The organism is Corynebacterium matruchotii (assembly GCF_011612265.2).
GTDB classification, from domain to species: Bacteria; Actinomycetota; Actinomycetes; order Mycobacteriales; family Mycobacteriaceae; genus Corynebacterium; species Corynebacterium matruchotii.
The window spans coordinates 1,710,515-1,726,217 of record NZ_CP050134.2 but is presented as its reverse complement, the minus strand read 5'-3'; the positions used below and the strand labels follow the sequence as shown (position 1 = coordinate 1,726,217).

Genomic DNA, 15,703 nt, shown 5'->3' with positions numbered 1-15,703 from the left:
ACTAGTCCCTATGACAAAACTGCGATGCGCCTCACTCCTATCGGTGGTAGCGGTGTGCGTAATCGGCACCCTCGCCAGCTGTGCCGCATCACCCGGCCCCGCCCCGATCGAAGAATCCAATAACGAGGCCACGCAGCCCACCACCACAACCACCACTCCCCGCAAACAGGCCAAAGAACTGGCCCTGGGGATTGACCCGGTGCATTCCGGATTCAACCCGCACCTGCTTGCTGACGACTCCAGGTTCATCCAAACCCTGGCTCGGCTCACTCTGCCCAGTATTTTTGTGGATGGGCGGCTCAACACCGACCTGGTGGTTATGGTGGAGGAACTCAATCGTAATGGTGAGGTTGTCTCCGTCACGAATGCTCAGCACCCGGAGGGGCATACGTCGCAAAGCGTATCGGCCGCCCGGCCGACGTCGACAAGCACCACCGCGAAGCCAGCAGATAGTAATGACGCGGAAACCGACAAACCCGCACCCGTGAAAACCGTGCGCTACCGGCTGGCCTCCGGCGCGCAATGGAGCGACGGCACGCCGATTACCGTGGCGGATTTCGAATACCTGTGGAGTTCTATGCTTAACACCCCCGGTACGCTCAACCCCGCCGGCTATTGGGCTATTACGGACATACGTTCGAGTGGCGGTGGGAAAACCATCGAAGTGGATTTCAATAAAGACATTGCCGAATGGCGCACCTTGTTCGACCATATCCTCCCCAGTCACGTGCTCCGCGGCGTGAGCTTCGCCACCGCCCTTAGCTCCACGATTCCCGTGTCCGCCGGAAAATTCACCATGAAAAGCTACGACCGGAACCGGGGGCTTATTACGCTCAACCGCAACGATCGGTTTTGGGGCAAAGAGCCCGCGCTGGTGGAAAACCTGAACTTCAGGGAGATTCGCAGCACCGACCAAGGCATCGAACTCATTCAAAACGGGCAGATCAGCTTCATGGATGTGACCCCCACCGAAACCTCCAAGGAAGCATATTCGCTCGTGCCCGGCACCCAAGTGCGCACCGAAACCGACAAATATGGGCTCGAAATCGTGGCGAACAGCCACCTTCCTAAGCCACTCCGCAAAGAACTTCGATCCATTATTGATCCGGGACTCATCACCCGCATCGCCTATAACCGCCGAACTGACCTCACTCTCGTGGACAAACCTGGTGGCACCATCACGGGAAGCAGCATGTCACTAGAAACCACAACCGAGGCAGCCGAACCAACCGTCACCGGCGAAACCGGCGCGACCGGCACCGGCGAAACCCCCGAAAACACCACCGACCCCATCGGCCTGCAAACCCTCAACCGTCCCCTCATCATTGGTGTGGACCCCTCCGACCCTGTGGTCGCCAGCGCCGCAAAAACCCTCGTGAACTCGCTCATTCGGCACGGTGTGCGCGTCACCATGAAAAGCGCGGACACAAATGAACTCATGCAAACCCTCATTCCCCGCGGTCAAGTCGATGCGGTCGTGGCCAAAAGTGGGGCAAATCTTGCCGACAGTTATGCATGCCCTAACATTGGATTGTTAGGGTCGAATCGTTCCGGGTTTTGCCAGGCCGACACCCAAATACTCATTAACGAGTATCTCACCGGCAAAAAAACCGAAGATGAACTCACCGAACACCTGGCTCACCTCGAAACCGACGAAGCCCTACGCACCGTCATTGCCATCGACACCCGACTGGAAGTCCTAGGAACCGGCGTGACCGGACCGGACCCAGACCTGAACCAATGGCCGCGTGGCTACGCCACCGTTGACACCTGGCACAGCAAAAACTAGTAAAGAACAGGTGCCACCACTAAGTGGCAACCACACAACCATACACATCCCACAACGAAACGGACCCTTATGAAAAACCTGAACGGCGTCAATGTCATAGCAGTACACGCTCACCCCGACGACGAAGCAATCTGGACCGGCGGCATGCTTTCCGACCTGGCCATGCGCGGCGCCAACGTGCTCGTTGTGACCTGCACCTTGGGCGAGCAAGGCGAAGTCATTGGTGAACCCTACGCTAACCTGGTCGCCGACAAAGCCGACCAGCTCGGCGGATTCCGCATCCGTGAGCTGCAAAAATCCTTGAAAACCCTCGGGGTTCGCGGCACATTTTTAGGCGGCGCAGGCTGCTGGCGCGACTCGGGTATGGCCGGTGACCCGGCAAACCAGCACCCCCGAGCCTTCACGAACGCCGGTGACGAGGCCGTGGAACAGCTCAAAAGCATCTTCCTCACCCACCCACCGCACCTGATTATCACCTACGGGCCGGACGGCGGATACGGGCACCCCGACCACATCAAGGCGCACGAAATCACCCATAGGGCCGTGGAACAACGCAACCTAGTCACCCCCATCCTGTGGGCCGTGACCGACCGGCGGCGATTCGACGAAGGCGTTGCCGTGATTACCGCCCCCACCACCGCCGGATGGCGCATGCCGCAACCAAACGAAATCGCCTGTGTTACCTCCTCGGACATTGAGGTGCGGCTTTCCGACGCGGCCCTGGCAGCAAAAGTGCAGGCCATGAAAGCGCATGCCACCCAACTATGGATCGCCGATGGCAGTATCAACGACACCAACCCAGTGGCAGCCTTTGCCCCCATCATCGACCCAGAAAAAGCCCCCTTCGTCTTTGCCCTCTCCAACCTGATTACCCAGCCGCTGCTCCGGTTCGAGCACTACCAAATCGGCACGGTAGTCAACGTGTCCACCCGGAACACCATCGAGGCGCTGGTCGCCGGCGAACTCGAAGCCGGCCGCAGCAGTAACGGTGCCGGTGATACCACTGATGGAGAAGCCGGGGCCGACGACCATAGGGGAGGCGCGGGGTCGTGACCGATACCGAACCGTCGGCCCCAACCCCGGACACACCCCCGCCGGCAACCCCACAATCCGCTACCCCGCAGCAAGCACCAAAGCAGCAACCGGCGGTGCAGCGACTCTATCGCACCGCCACCCGGGGTGAGGCCGTCGCCGGCATGGCCTGGCTCTGCCTAGGCGCCATTATCAGCATGTTCCTAGAGGTCATCTACCTGGGAACCTGGATGTTCGGGGTGGCAGTACCCTACACCATTCCCATCGCGTTCTGTTTCAATATGGTGCTCACCAGAACCGCGCTGCTCTGGACGAAAAACCCCTATCTGGCACTCATCCCCCTATGGGTGTGGTTGGGCGGGATTATACTCATCGCATTCACATTTTCATTCACCGGCGACCAACTCATCGGTTCGAATATCCGCAGTATATTACTTATGGTGGCCGGGGCCCTAGGTGGAAGTTGGCCACTATTTGTCAAAAAGTGACATAATAGGTCAGTCACTCATACCGAGTATTAATGAAAATACCCGGAAAAAATACATACATGGTCACGAAGGAGTTCTCACCCAGCTCCGGGTGACTGACCGCCAATTTTTACCCGACCCCACCATGGAGAAGTAACACACCAATGACGTACGTTATCGCACAGCCCTGCGTTGATGTCATGGACCGAGCCTGCGTCGAAGAATGCCCCGTCGACTGCATCTATGAGGGTCAGCGCAGCCTCTACATTCACCCCGATGAATGTGTGGACTGCGGTGCCTGCGAACCTGCTTGTCCGGTCGAAGCCATTTTCTACGAAGATGATGTTCCCGACGAGTGGATTGATTACATCGACGCCAACGCCGCCTTTTTCGACGATCTCGGTTCGCCGGGTGGGGCACAACAATTAGGCCCCCAAGACTTCGACGTGCCCTTGATCGCAGACCTGCCCCCGCAGGCGTAGACCATCGTCACGCATGACGAAGCATAGCGGCCATAAAACCGCGGCTGGCGCTGGCGCAGACTATCGCCCGGAATCATCCAAGTGATACCCTAAAGCCATTATGGCACGAATCACATTAAGCAGTACTCTCCCGGATTTCCCCTGGAATCTCCTAGAGCCCGCAAAACGCAAAGCTGGCGCCCACCCCGACGGACTGGTGAACCTTTCCGTCGGCTCCCCCGTGGATGCGGTCGCCCCCGGCATCCAATTGGCCCTCGCCGAGGCCGGCGCCTACCCGGGTTATCCCCAAACCATTGGCACGGCCGCGCTCCGCGACGCCATAGTCGCTTCCCTGGAACGTCGCTACCATATTCCCCGCAATGATGAAACGACCGCGGTGCTGCCCGTCATCGGTACAAAAGAAGCTATCGCCTGGCTTCCCACCCTCCTAGGCTGCCGTGGTACCGTCATCATTCCGGAAATCGCCTACCCCACCTACGAGGTGGGGGTCCTGTTGGCTGGTGCCACCCCCGTGCGCAGCGATGCCCCATGGGAACTCGACGAAGAGAGCATCAACCCGGATGATATCGACCTGATATTCCTTAATTCCCCCGCCAACCCTACCGGGAAAATCCTCGATGCGGCACACCTGCGCAAAGTCATCGACTGGGCTCGGGATCATGACGTGATCGTCGCCAGCGATGAATGCTACCTGGGGTTAGTGTGGGAAGGCGAAGCTCAATCCATCCTATCCCCAGAAGTAACCACGGGGGATCACCGAAACCTATTGGCCATCCACTCCCTGTCAAAAACATCTAATCTGGCCAGCTATCGTGTCGGCTTCCTCGCTGGCGATCCCGCAATCATTGCGGAGCTGACCGAGCTGCGGAAGCATGCCGGATTAATGGTTCCCTACCCGATCCAGGCCGCGTTCGTGGCGGCGCTGCAGGATGATGACCAAGAAGCATTACAGCGGCTACGGTATGCGCAGCGTCGCGTGCGACTACTCAAGGCGGTCATTGAGGCCGGCTTCACCGTGGTGAATTCTGAGGGTGGCCTATACCTGTGGGTAACCCGGGATGAGGATTGTTGGGCAACTGTGGATTGGTTTGCTGAGCGGGGGATTTTAGTGGCGCCGGGCGAATTCTATGGGCCAACATCACGTACATTTGTGCGATTGGCATTGACAGAAACTGATGAAAACATTGACAAATGTGTGCGTCGGTTAGCAAAGAAGTAATTTATCAGGCCCCCTGTTATGGGGATTTGCAATACCGCAATAACCCCAATTTGGGGAGTGTGATTCTGTAGCAGAAAGTGGGATAAGGGGGTATTTTTATGGCTGCATTTTTACTACTTTCGAGTAAAGCCGAAGATAACGCGGTAAAGTAATACATCCTCTGCTATTTTTGCTGGACAATAAGCAAAACCCAACTATGGTTCAAGGTTGATTTAAGGCTCTGCCACTACTGTTGTGGCAGAGCCTTAGTGCACTCCCTACCTATTCATTCACTCACCGAAAGAGGTGAAAGGAGTTGATTACGATCGCTAGACCACGAATTCCCGCTCGACTACGGAAACTGCAAAAGATAGCCGAGCGGCAAGGTTGGAACGTCGACGTCACTCGCCGCGGACACCCTAGATTTACCCCACCGAAAAATTGGAATACCGGTACTGGGCATCTAGCTCACCCCATAACATTCCCGCTCACACCATCTGATAGCAAAGGTGATAAAAACTCTATAGCGGAGTTGCGTCGCTATGGTCTTCAGATACCTAGGGGGTTCTCGACCCGCTAGTTACACCATATGGGGGTGGCGCTATGAGTATGGATGTTTGTAACTGATGTTGCAGCAGCTGTGTCACCCCATCACATGAGCTAATCTATAATTTTCGTACCAATTAATGAAATAGCCATAATGCTAAAATTGGCTGCGCTTTTCGACGTGCTGCGTTGTCCGATTATCCCCCCATGTATTTAATGCGCTGCACTACCGGGTAAGCTCATAAAAGTTATGCCCCATGAGTTCAGGGAGATCCGCGTTGGCGAATAGTAATCATCAAGGACGTAATAGCCTTGGCCAGTTTATTCAATTTGGCATGGTGGGTGGTTCTGGCGTTTTTGTCAATCTCTTCGCCATGTACCTCAGCAAAAAAATTGCTGAATGGGGATTTGGGCTTCACCAAAACGACGTCTTCATGAATCTCCTGGGTACCAGCTTCAATATCCGCTGGTACCACATCTTTGTGACCATCGCCTTCCTGGTTGCTAACACCTGGAACTATCAACTAAATCGCATGTGGACCTTTAAATCCTCCGCAGTGGGCTGGTTTCGGGGATATATTGCCTTCCTCACCACGGGTGTCCTGGCGTTTCTGGTGAGCCTGGTGGTTACCACGCTGCTTATGAACCCCACCTCGCCGATTGCCCTGCCTTCGGATGTTTTCGACGACTCCACTGGGCTGCGCACCAAGCTGTATTACGCCAGTGCCATTGCCATTCTGGTGTCTATGCCGGTGAACTTCATTATCAATAAGCTTTGGGCGTTCCGGAAACCCCGCACTCCCAAAGTGATTATTCATACAGAACCCTACGCGGCACATAAATAATGCGTGTACACTTATAAGTACGGCGAGGCACCCAGAAGCTCGTTACTTCTTCATACTTTAGGGGAGTACCACGGGTTTCATTATCCTCGCCGCTCAGCGCATTCGGGGGTGGGTTATATAAGGTTTTTGACATGTATAGTATTCTGGGGCATACTAGAATGCTGGCGAGGCACACAAAAGCCTGTTACTTCTTCGTTCCTTTAAAACCACAGGTTTTACTATCCTCGTCCTTACACGTCATAGCCGACCTCAGCCAGCGCTGGTGAGGTCGGCTTTCTCTTTGGAGCACCGACATGATTACCCCGGCGATGCTGCGACGCGGCATCATCCCCCAAACCCACACCACTACCGATGGGGTTACCGCGGCGCAAGCCCACACCGCCCTGGCGGAACTCCTCACCGTGGGATTCATCGCAGACCCGCAAGAACTACAACAACTTTCCCTCGAAGAACTCGTCAATCTCATTACTCAAGCAGGCACCACCATCGGCGCCAATCGAACCTGGCAACCCATGTTTCCTGGTTTCCCCGAGCAGGTTGCCACCATGCCGGACATTGAGCTGTTTCTCACTCAAATCTATCACTACCTCACCTATGGCCGATGGCGCCCCGATATCGAAAAAACCTTCGAACGTACCAAGCTGGTCCACACCGATTGGACCCAAAATTTCCGGCGGCTCACCCTCGTTGAACTCACCCCACAATTAGTGCAGGATGAATGGGCCAAGGCGGTAGCACTCAGTCCCGCCGACCGGGAATTCCTCCATGACGTCATCGCAGAGCTGGGTATCAACGTGCCCGAACTCATGGCCACCACCGGTTTTACCAGCGGAGATAACTTTGCCGTAGCCCTCTGCGAGATTCCCCACCCGCATGAACGACTCGATACCGGACTGGCCCTGGCTCGCACCGCAACCGACGTGCTCCGCACCGTACTGGCCGCCTATTGCAAAGAACCAGACCGGGCCGTCGACCTGCTCAGTAGTGCCGAATTTCGCCTGGACATGCGCAGCATCCCCCGGCCGCAACGACGCAGTATTCTCCGGGCCCTGGCCCGATTCACCGATAACACCAACCTTGACATGGTGATGCGCCACAAAAAACTATGGCGCCGAGCCCTCCGCCCCGTCCACCCATTCGAACTGCCGCAGGCTGCGGAAGTCCACACCCACCTGACAATCATCTTCGGCAAAACCGCCCACCGCACCTTCAACTCCCAAGTGGAGGCCGCCCTGCTGCGTAACGACGTTCCTGCCGCCGTCCGGTTATTAGCCACCAACCCGGGCAACCTGCTTCGGCGCGTCGACCACCTCATGCGGCTCTCCCGCAGCAAAAAACCCTCCGCAGATGCCCTGCTCAGCGCCTTGGCAGAGGCAGCCCCGAAAGCCCGGCTCACCACCCTCATCTCCTGCTACAACGGCATCAGCAACCGGGACGCGCCACTAAAAGTCTTCCGAATCCGCGGCCGGAACGTACTCAAAGAAACCAACAACCCACCAGTGGAATCGTGGCTGAAATCCGCGGTACTCGACACCCTTAGGGCAGCCATGCGCCAACGGTTACGCGCCGCACCCGCACCCACAGGGCCCGTCCCCGTCGGCTCCACGGTGCCCGTGGAATTGGTGCGGCGGGAAGCGTCGACAAGTAAACTCGCTCTCGCCCGCGGCCAGCGGCTCCCGCTTGGCGACGGCAGCATCATGCGGCTATTCGTCCACTGGTATGGGCACGACGTCGATCTTGGTGTGTGCTTCGCCGACGCGCTCCTCATGGAACAATTGGGCTACCTCGATTACACCAACCTGTCCAGCAACCGGCTGAAAAACTCCGTGCTGCACTCCGGCGACATCACCTATGCGCCCCTCCCCGACGGCGCCTGCGAATTCGTTGACATCAAGGACACGATTTGGCAGGAACTACCAACCGTGCGGTACGCAATCCCGCAGCTCATCAGCTTTTCCGGAGACAAATTCGACGATATCGACAATGTGGCAGGAATCATGGTCCGCAGTCAGGCAATGGCGGGGGAGATTTTCGAACCCCGCACCGTGGAAACCGCCATGAATGTACATGTGAAATCCACCTCTGCCATCCCCTTTATCGTGGACCTGGTGGATCGGGAACTCATCTGGTTAGACACCTCCCTCGGCTCCCGAATGGGCCGCTTCAACACCGGTCGCTCCAACGGAGTGCAATTCATTCGCGCCGAGCTGGAAACCCTGAACCACATGCTGACCAACGGGCAGCTCCTTGCCCTCTGGGCCGCCGCCCACGACGCGGAAACCACCCCCGACATCGGCGACGAACCCACCAACCACGACCAAGTAGCGAAACTACTGGCCTTCTAGGCGGGATTAGAGGCTAGGCGGTGGCCGGCCTAGTTATTGGCATGCAAAGCATCATTGAGCGCCACTGCGGCAGACTTCCAATTGGTGGCCTCCACCGCGCCGGTCACCGAATGCCGCCGGTACAGCACATTGCTTGCCCCCGACAACTCCACCGCCTTCGCGGTGTCCCCATCCTGCAAGCCCAAGGCCTCGGCAACCGAACCCCGCACCGTCAACTTCGTCCCAGCCGTCACATACAGGCCAGCCTCCACCACGCAATCATCTCCCAACGAAATCCCGCAGCCGGAGTTCGCCCCCAACAAGCAGCGCTTCCCCAACGAAATAACCTCCTTGCCGCCACCCGACAAGGTTCCCATGATCGAGGCGCCGCCACCAATATCAGTGCCATCATCGACCACCACGCCGGCGGAAATCCGGCCCTCCACCATGGAATTGCCCAAAGTGCCGGCATTAAAATTCACAAACCCCTCATGCATCACGGTCGTCCCCTCCGCAAGATGTGCCCCCAACCGCACCCGATCTGCGTCACCAATCCGTACCCCGGTCGGCATCACATAATCCACCATGCGTGGGAACTTATCCACCCCATACACCACAACCGGCCCCCGGGTTTGCAGCTTCGCCCGGGTGGCCTCAAAACCGGCAGGCAAACACGGGCCATGATTCGTCCACACCACATTTGCCAATAGCCCAAACACGCCGTCAAGGTTTAATCCGTGCGGCTTGACCAGTCGATGCGACAACAAATGCAGCCGCAGATAGGCATCAAACGCATCCTGTGGGGCGTCGTCAAGCGAAGCGATCTGCGTGTACACCACCTCCCGCCGGGTTTCGCGTGCCGCATCAATATGGGTGAGCGGATGCAACTCGGCGGGCACCTTATCGGGAAACTCGGTCCCCGACTCGCGCGCATCGTCGGAAAGCTTGGGGTCAGGGAACCAAACATCAAGAACGGTGTCATTGGAATGAATCGTGGCCAGGCCAGTAGCAAAAGCAGAAGTCATGACAACCGAGTGTACTGCACTAATTGTGATGCTTGTCAAAGCCGCATGCGCACCGCTACGACTCAAGGTTTCGGGTACTCGGATGGAAACGTTTCGCTACAAAACTCATGAGGGACGCAAACCCAAACACCATAGCCACCGATATCACCTGCGATCGGGATGCGGCATCGGAAAGCATCAATAACACCAACCCGCCCAATAACAGGAGACACACAATCGCCGTCCACGGATACCCCGGCATCCGCACCGTCGTGATTTCCTCACCTGCCACCAACACTGGATGTAGGCGCAACCATGTCACCGCAACCATGATCCACAACGTAATCATGCAGCCACCCACCGCATTCAATAAAAACGCCAACAGCCCGGGCGGATTCCAATACTGCAACCCCACCGACACGAACGCGAAAAACATGCTCAATAGCACCGAATTCGTCGGCACCTTATTCTTATTCGTCTTCGCAAACACCTGCGGCGCATCGTGGCGCTTCGCAAACGAATACACCAGCCGTGACGTGCCATAAATCTGGGCATTAAACGCCGACAACAGGGCCAACACGATAATCAGTTCCATGAACCCCACCACATACGGGATGTGCGCCATCCCCAAAATAATGGTGAACGGTGACTCCGCCGCGGTCTTCGCCCCACCAATCATGTCGTAGGGCATGAGGAAAATAATGATCGTCACCGAACCCAAATAAAACAGCGAAATCCGCCAAATAACCGACCGCACCGCCGTGGCAATTGCCGACGACGGGTTCTCCGACTCCGCAGCCGCAATCGTCACAATCTCAATGCCGCCAAACGCGAACGCCACCGCCAACAACCCGGCGGCCACACCTGGGATACCATTCGGCATGAAACTGCCGTTCGTAAGATTGTGGGCACCAACGAATTCCGTGTCCGGCAAGAGCCCAAAGATTAATAATATTCCCACGATGAGGAAGAAAAGAATAACCGCGACCTTGACGAATGCGAACCAAAACTCGAACTCGCCAAACCCTTGCACATTCGCTAAATTCACCACGGCGAAAAACGTCACACACACCAACGCGGGAATCCACGGATCAATACCAAACCACTGACCCATGATGCCGGCGGCACCGGTCATCTCCGCCCCCATCACCATGGTGAGCATGAACCAATACAACCACCCGAGCGAAAACCCAGCCCAATGCCCCAATGCCTGCTCTGCATACACCGAGAACGACCCGGAATTCGGCCGAGCCGCCGCCATCTCCCCAAGCATCTGCATAATCAGCAGCACAATAATGCCGGCCAACACATAGCCGAGAATCACCGCCGGGCCCGCAATATGGATGCCCACGCCGGTAGATAAGAACAGCCCGGCACCAATGGCCGACCCGAGACCCATCATGGTCAAATGGCGGGTTTTCAGCCCCCTACCGAGTTTGGTAGTGGACACCGTGGGCGAATGAGTCGACTGCTGTTGCGGCTCGGATTGCGAAGATCCCCCAACCCCGGTCGCGTCGCCGCCCTGATGATTATCGGCCCCAGTCGGGGTTACCCGGGGGGTCGGATTATTTGCGGTTGATTCGGTCATGCTACGACTTTATCCCCTTACAGGGGGTAAAGTAGGGTGAAACGGTCTAAACCTTCGCAAAATACGAAAATCTGCGCAATGATATTGCTCAGAATGGCAAAAATCTATTCGAAAAACCTAACGAATGCGGCTGGGCGGAAAACCGCACTACCGTACGACACGACCAACGCTTAGCTTTATTGATACCAGGGTCATGCTTGAGGTCATGCCTGGTTCGCGGGGCGTGGGTGGAGTTGTTGGCGGTGAGGGCCGTGGGGGCTTGTGGGGTCGGTGAGTGGTGGTGTTGTGTTGGTTTGAGCAGCCTGGTTCGGACAGGCCCGGTGCAGGTGGCGTTCCATGAGAGTGTGCGCAGCCGGCGCAGCACTGGTACGGCGCGACCAACCGTAGCGTAGCGGACACTTCTTGACCTGTTGTGTGCCCGCTCGGTTATGTTTTTGTCGCATCACACACCGATCACGCGGGGATGACAAGTGGTGATGCGCCGATAATGCCCAGGGCTGTAAGGAAAACTAGTAGGTGTAGTCGCTGACAGGTGGGTTCCGCAGCATGAATTTGGCGTCGTGGTCGGTAAGGCGCCGGGCCACCGGCTCTACGGAATGCTTTTCCATTTGGATGAGCCAGTTAGATTGGCCATCAATCTCCCCAGCCAGATGAATCTCCTCACTGTCCGCGAATAGGAGCGGTGTGGTGGGATCTAGCACAATATTATTGCCAACGTGCACGTTATCGCCCAGATTCAGGCCGATGACCGCGGCGGAAACCCCGAGGGAACAGTTATTGCCTACATGTAAGGGGGCTGGTTTCATCGACACCAGCGAGGCAGAAATTCCCAGGTCAATATTGGTTCCTACCACGGTGCCAGATGCGATACGACCCTCAACCCGGCCGGGGCCTAGGGTGCCGGCATTGTGGGAGACGAAGCCTTCCCGTATGACCCGGGTGCCTGGTGCGAGGTAAGCGCCGAGGCGGACCCGTTCGGCTTCGGTGATTTGTACGCCGGCGGGCACCACATAGTCGACCATTCTGGGGAGCGAGTCGATGCCATAGACATGGATGAGGCCGCGGGAGCGGAGTGCGGCGCGCATGTGTTCGAAATTGTCAGGGAGGCAGGGGCCTTTGTTGGTCCAGACGGTAATGGTGAGGCGTTCGACTGCGTCGTCCATGTTGATGGTGGTGGGTTTGACGAGTCGGTGGGAGAGGAGGTGGAGTCGCAGGTAGACGTCGTGGGCATCGGTGGGCGGTTTGGAAAGGTCGGCGATGGTGGTGCGTACCGCGACTTGTTCGACCATGCGGTCTTGGTCGATTTTGATGAGGTTGAGGAGTTTGATCGGCAGGTCCTGGGCACCGAGTCGTTCGGTTCCGGATGGGTCAGAGGTGTTGGTGATTAATTCTGGATAGGGGTACCAGGTGTCTAAGACGGACCCGTCCATTGCGATATTGGCAATACCAATCGCCTGTGCGCCGATTACTGTCATGCCATTATTTTAGCTATAACTCTTGACATTTTTAGAAATCTGTGAATCATGTTTGGGGGTTCCGGGTGAGGGAGTAGGGGGCATTATGAGGGGTGTTGGTGGGTCTGAATGGGATTATCTGCGGTGGAGGTGCAGGTATGGCGGGTGATTTTGCGGTGAGTTGGCGTGGGGGTGAGTTTTGTCTCTTCTTTTGGGGAATTACCCAGTATTTACCCCCAAAAGTCGTTATTTTTTATAGGTAACATGTTTGATTTTAAGGTTTGGCTTATGGCGTGTTTGTGGTGCGGTAGTCGGTGTGCCGGTTGGGTGTGGCAGGTATGGTGTAGTGCATGATTGATCTTTTTACTCTGGATCCGGTTTCATTGACGGCTGCGTTGGTGGATGTGCCGTCGGTGTCGCATGAGGAGCGGCCGTTGGCGGATATGCTGGAGCGGGCGTTGCGGTTGATTCCTGGGGTGGAGGTGTTGCGTCATGAAAATTCGCTGGTGGTGCGCACGCAGCGTGGTTTGCCGCAGCGGGTAGTGTTGGCTGGGCACATAGATACAGTTCCCATTGCGGAGAATGTTCCTTGTGCGCGGGGGGTGAATGACCAGGATGAGGACACATTATTTGGATGTGGCACGGTGGATATGAAGTCGGGTTTGGCGGTGTATTTGGCCGTGTTTGCCCGGTTGGCGAATGATCCGGCGCTGGCTTACGATCTCACGCTAGTGTGTTACGAGGGGGAGGAGGTTGCGGCCCGGTTTAATGGTTTGGGGTTGATTCATGGGGCGCATCCTGACTGGTTGCTGGGGGATGTGGCGTTATTGGGGGAGCCGTCGGGGGCGATTATTGAGGCAGGATGCCAGGGGTCGATTCGGTTGCGGGTGACGGCGCATGGGGTGCGGGCGCATTCGGCCCGTTCGTGGTTGGGGAAGAATGCGATGCATGCCCTCGCGCCGGTTATCAGCAATATTGCGGCATATGAGGCGCAGGAGGTGCTTGTCGACGGCTGCCGGTATCACGAGGGCCTGAATATTGTGCATTGCGAATCCGGGGTGGCCACCAACACGATTCCTGACGAGGCGTGGCTGTTTGTGAATTTCCGGTTTGCCCCGAACCGTACTCAGGAGGAGGCTCTGGCCCACATGTTGGCGGTGTTGGATCTGCCGGAAGGGGTGGAGTACGAGATTGATGATATTGTGCCGGGGGCGCGGCCGGGGCTGGATTTGCCGGTGGTGCGCCGGCTGGTTGCGGCGACTGGGGGTCAGGTTCGGGCAAAATATGGATGGACTGATGTGGCTCGGTTTAGCGAGTTGGGGATTCCGGCGGTGAATTTCGGTCCGGGGGATCCGGCGTATTGTCATAAGAAGGATGAACAGTGTCCGATATGGATGATTACGTCGGTGTTTGACACGTTGATGACCTATCTACAGGCGGGAGAAACCGATGAATAGGAAGCAGAACCATGAGAAAAAGCGTTTGTTGCGGGGGCCGGTGTTAGTGCGGCAGTCGGATAAGCCGGTCCGGTCCACATACGATCAGCGGCTATTGGAGCATGAGGCGGACCATGATTGGAATCATGCGGATCCGTGGCGGGTGCTGCGGATTCAGTCGGAGTTTGTGACCGGGTTTGATGCGTTGCATGAGTTGCCGCCAGCGGTGACGGTGTTCGGGTCGGCTCGCCATCCGGTGGGGAGCCCCTACTATGAGTTGGGTCGTACGTTGGGCCGGAAGCTGGTGGAGTCGCAGTATGCGGTGATTACGGGTGGTGGCCCGGGTGTGATGGAGTCGGCGAATCGGGGCGCGCAGGAGGCCGATGGCTTGTCGGTGGGATTGGGCATTGAGCTGCCGAAGGAGCAGGGGATCAACGAGTATGTGGATTTGGGGGTGAATTTTCGGTATTTCTTTGCGCGGAAGACCATGTTTTTGAAGTATTCGCAGGCGTTTGTGTGTTTGCCGGGTGGTTTTGGCACGTTGGATGAGCTGTTTGAGGTGTTGTGCATGGTGCAGACCGGCAAGGTGACGAATTATCCCATTGTGCTGATGGGGGTGGATTTTTGGCAGCCGTTGGTGCAGTGGTTGACGGATCGCCTGGTGGCGGAGGGGATGATTGCTGCTGATGATCTAGAATTATTCTTATTGACCGATAGCGTGGATGAGGCGGTGGCGCATATTATGGCGGTGCACCAGTCGATGCGGGAGCGGACGTAGCGGCGTCGTAACGCTCCAAAAATGCTAGGGTCAAGGTGTTAGTTTTGGTTTTTATGAAAGGTCGATCGAGGCGCTATGCTGTCGTGGATTGTGCTCATTGTGCTCATGGGCCTGTTTGGCGTGGTATTTTTTGCCATTTTTGCTAGTGTCTTCGGTCGTGGCGAGCAGGTACCCCCTATGGACAATACGGTGAATGTGAATGCTGCGAATCTTGCGGCGATTAAGGACAATAACCTTGACGAAATTAAGTTCGCTACGGTGCTGCGTGGGTATCGGCAGGATCAGGTGGATGTGGTGATTGATGCGTTATTGACGGAGATTGCTCAGTTGCGCAAGCAGGTCGCGGAGATTAATTCAACCCCACAGTAGGTTTGCTAAATTGCGTGCTACCTGGTTGCTTTGCGACGTGTGGTGGCGGCGATGCTGGAGAAAATGGCTTTTTTATTACCCTGCATATTAGGTTATTCACCTGGTAATCGGGCTAAGATAGAAACAACGCTGTGGGCTCCCGATAGTGGGGTCCGCGTAGAAAACTGTCGACATAGGGAATGGTGAAGTGCCCATGGCTGCTATGAAGCCCCGAACCGGTAACGGCCCAATGGAAGCGGTCATCGAAAGCCGGAAAATTGTGATGCGCATCCCCACGGATGGTGGTGGGCGATTAGTCATTGAGCTAAATAAGGCGGAGGCTGCGGAGTTGGGCCAATTACTCACCGCTGTTGCTGAGGCTTAGGCACCTTTTAACGCAAGAATAACCAGG

Annotated in this window: 14 protein-coding genes; 11 read left to right on the top strand and 3 right to left on the bottom strand. The window is 56.6% G+C overall.

Annotated features, from left to right (window positions below):
- Window positions 1–10 precede the first annotated feature (10 nt).
- The 7 genes from HBA49_RS07680 (at window position 11) to HBA49_RS07650 (ending at window position 8,704) form a co-directional block, all read left to right on the top strand.
- Complete coding sequence (locus tag HBA49_RS07680; protein WP_005527396.1) at window positions 11–1,789, top strand: ABC transporter family substrate-binding protein; 1,779 nt, start codon at window positions 11–13, stop codon at window positions 1,787–1,789.
- 69 nt (window positions 1,790–1,858) lie between these two features.
- The gene (gene mshB / locus HBA49_RS07675) at window positions 1,859–2,842 is read left to right on the top strand and encodes an N-acetyl-1-D-myo-inositol-2-amino-2-deoxy-alpha-D-glucopyranoside deacetylase (RefSeq protein WP_005526946.1); all 984 of its coding nucleotides are present in this window, start codon (window positions 1,859–1,861) and stop codon (window positions 2,840–2,842) included.
- Window positions 2,839–3,309 (top strand): hypothetical protein, encoded by a 471-nt coding sequence (locus tag HBA49_RS07670; RefSeq protein ID WP_005527094.1) that lies wholly within the window; start codon window positions 2,839–2,841, stop codon window positions 3,307–3,309. The genes mshB and HBA49_RS07670 overlap by 4 nt, the downstream gene beginning before the upstream one ends.
- A 143-nt stretch (window positions 3,310–3,452) precedes the next feature.
- A complete protein-coding gene (gene fdxA, locus HBA49_RS07665; RefSeq protein ID WP_005523419.1) occupies window positions 3,453–3,770 on the top strand; it encodes a ferredoxin in 318 nt (105 codons plus the stop codon).
- Between the two features lie 100 nt (window positions 3,771–3,870).
- Window positions 3,871–4,989 carry a succinyldiaminopimelate transaminase gene (gene dapC, locus HBA49_RS07660; RefSeq protein ID WP_005527151.1) on the top strand — a complete coding sequence of 373 codons (1,119 nt, stop codon included), beginning with the start codon at window positions 3,871–3,873 and terminating at the stop codon, window positions 4,987–4,989.
- A 782-nt stretch (window positions 4,990–5,771) separates the two neighbouring features.
- Entirely contained in the window at window positions 5,772–6,359 is a 588-nt protein-coding gene (locus HBA49_RS07655; RefSeq protein WP_034996120.1) for a GtrA family protein, read from the top strand.
- A gap of 293 nt (window positions 6,360–6,652) precedes the next feature.
- Complete coding sequence (locus HBA49_RS07650) at window positions 6,653–8,704, top strand: hypothetical protein (RefSeq protein WP_005527246.1); 2,052 nt, start codon at window positions 6,653–6,655, stop codon at window positions 8,702–8,704.
- 29 nt (window positions 8,705–8,733) lie between these two features.
- On the opposite strand, the gene dapD is transcribed toward HBA49_RS07650, so the two are convergent.
- From dapD to HBA49_RS07635, 3 genes are all read right to left on the bottom strand, one after another.
- A complete protein-coding gene (dapD, locus tag HBA49_RS07645) occupies window positions 8,734–9,708 on the bottom strand; it encodes a 2,3,4,5-tetrahydropyridine-2,6-dicarboxylate N-succinyltransferase (protein ID WP_005527441.1) in 975 nt (324 codons plus the stop codon).
- 55 nt (window positions 9,709–9,763) lie between these two features.
- Window positions 9,764–11,275 carry an amino acid permease gene (locus tag HBA49_RS07640; RefSeq protein WP_005526993.1) on the bottom strand — a complete coding sequence of 504 codons (1,512 nt, stop codon included), beginning with the start codon at window positions 11,273–11,275 and terminating at the stop codon, window positions 9,764–9,766.
- Between the two features lie 509 nt (window positions 11,276–11,784).
- Window positions 11,785–12,750 carry a DapH/DapD/GlmU-related protein gene (locus tag HBA49_RS07635; RefSeq protein ID WP_005526969.1) on the bottom strand — a complete coding sequence of 322 codons (966 nt, stop codon included), beginning with the start codon at window positions 12,748–12,750 and terminating at the stop codon, window positions 11,785–11,787.
- Between the two features lie 329 nt (window positions 12,751–13,079).
- Between HBA49_RS07635 and dapE the strand changes: the two genes are divergently transcribed.
- The 4 genes from dapE (at window position 13,080) to HBA49_RS07615 (ending at window position 15,676) form a co-directional block, all read left to right on the top strand.
- Window positions 13,080–14,186 carry a succinyl-diaminopimelate desuccinylase gene (gene dapE / locus HBA49_RS07630; RefSeq protein ID WP_005527401.1) on the top strand — a complete coding sequence of 369 codons (1,107 nt, stop codon included), beginning with the start codon at window positions 13,080–13,082 and terminating at the stop codon, window positions 14,184–14,186.
- The gene (locus HBA49_RS07625; protein ID WP_005527181.1) at window positions 14,179–14,943 is read left to right on the top strand and encodes an LOG family protein; all 765 of its coding nucleotides are present in this window, start codon (window positions 14,179–14,181) and stop codon (window positions 14,941–14,943) included. The genes dapE and HBA49_RS07625 overlap by 8 nt, the downstream gene beginning before the upstream one ends.
- A gap of 75 nt (window positions 14,944–15,018) precedes the next feature.
- Window positions 15,019–15,312: a hypothetical protein gene (locus HBA49_RS07620; protein ID WP_005523399.1), complete on the top strand. Its 294-nt coding sequence runs from the start codon at window positions 15,019–15,021 to the stop codon at window positions 15,310–15,312.
- Window positions 15,313–15,505: 193 nt separating this feature from the next.
- On the top strand, window positions 15,506–15,676 hold the full coding sequence (locus tag HBA49_RS07615; RefSeq protein WP_005523397.1) for a DUF3117 domain-containing protein: 171 nt from the start codon (window positions 15,506–15,508) through the stop codon (window positions 15,674–15,676).
- Window positions 15,677–15,703: the final 27 nt, after the last annotated feature.

What these genes read in the sequence shown, in the direction of transcription:
- HBA49_RS07625 (WP_005527181.1), top strand. Translation starts at nt 14,179, where the DNA reads ATGAATAGGAAGCAGAACCATGAGAAAAAGCGTTTGTTGCGGGGGCCG.
- dapE (WP_005527401.1), top strand. Translation starts at nt 13,080, where the DNA reads ATGATTGATCTTTTTACTCTGGATCCGGTTTCATTGACGGCTGCGTTG.
- HBA49_RS07650 (WP_005527246.1), top strand. Translation starts at nt 6,653, where the DNA reads ATGATTACCCCGGCGATGCTGCGACGCGGCATCATCCCCCAAACCCAC.
- mshB (WP_005526946.1), top strand. Translation starts at nt 1,859, where the DNA reads ATGAAAAACCTGAACGGCGTCAATGTCATAGCAGTACACGCTCACCCC.
- HBA49_RS07615 (WP_005523397.1), top strand. Translation starts at nt 15,506, where the DNA reads ATGGCTGCTATGAAGCCCCGAACCGGTAACGGCCCAATGGAAGCGGTC.
- HBA49_RS07620 (WP_005523399.1), top strand. Translation starts at nt 15,019, where the DNA reads ATGCTGTCGTGGATTGTGCTCATTGTGCTCATGGGCCTGTTTGGCGTG.
- dapC (WP_005527151.1), top strand. Translation starts at nt 3,871, where the DNA reads ATGGCACGAATCACATTAAGCAGTACTCTCCCGGATTTCCCCTGGAAT.
- HBA49_RS07635 (WP_005526969.1), bottom strand. Translation starts at nt 12,750, where the DNA reads ATGACAGTAATCGGCGCACAGGCGATTGGTATTGCCAATATCGCAATG.
- HBA49_RS07655 (WP_034996120.1), top strand. Translation starts at nt 5,772, where the DNA reads ATGAGTTCAGGGAGATCCGCGTTGGCGAATAGTAATCATCAAGGACGT.
- HBA49_RS07680 (WP_005527396.1), top strand. Translation starts at nt 11, where the DNA reads ATGACAAAACTGCGATGCGCCTCACTCCTATCGGTGGTAGCGGTGTGC.
- fdxA (WP_005523419.1), top strand. Translation starts at nt 3,453, where the DNA reads ATGACGTACGTTATCGCACAGCCCTGCGTTGATGTCATGGACCGAGCC.
- dapD (WP_005527441.1), bottom strand. Translation starts at nt 9,708, where the DNA reads ATGACTTCTGCTTTTGCTACTGGCCTGGCCACGATTCATTCCAATGAC.
- HBA49_RS07640 (WP_005526993.1), bottom strand. Translation starts at nt 11,275, where the DNA reads ATGACCGAATCAACCGCAAATAATCCGACCCCCCGGGTAACCCCGACT.